This window comes from Elizabethkingia argenteiflava (assembly GCF_009904105.1).
Classification (GTDB): Bacteria; Bacteroidota; Bacteroidia; order Flavobacteriales; family Weeksellaceae; genus Elizabethkingia; species Elizabethkingia argenteiflava.
In genome coordinates this window covers 1-321 of the sequence record NZ_JAAABJ010000584.1, presented here as the reverse complement: position 1 = coordinate 321, position 321 = coordinate 1, and the positions used below count along the sequence as shown (strand labels likewise).

At 32.7% G+C, this 321-nt stretch carries 1 protein-coding gene; it reads right to left on the bottom strand.

Annotation, left to right across the window (positions count from 1 at the left end):
- The coding region (locus GNY06_RS09640) for a transposase (protein ID WP_166519885.1) at positions 1-212 on the bottom strand (212 nt) is incomplete at its 3' end.
- Between the last annotated feature and the right edge of the window lie 109 nt (positions 213-321).

The window sequence follows — 321 nt, the reverse complement described above, 5'->3', positions numbered from 1 at the left end:
GCATACATACGCTTTAAGCGTCTGTTTTCTGCTTCTAGTTCTTTCACTTTCTTCATTTCACTCGCTTCCATTCCTCCGTACTTTTTGCGCCAATTATACAGTGTTGCTCTGCTAATGCCATAGCTGTGTACAAGCTCTTCTATACTTCTACCATTATCGAATTCTTTCAAAATACTGGAAATCTGATTCGCACAGAATTGTTTCTTTTTCATAATATATAATCCTAAATTTAAACTTTTTGTCTAAATTTTAGTCGTACTATTTATGGGGGAGTTTACATAGGGTAATACATTTTATTTTTGGTATTTTTTCTGATTTTTC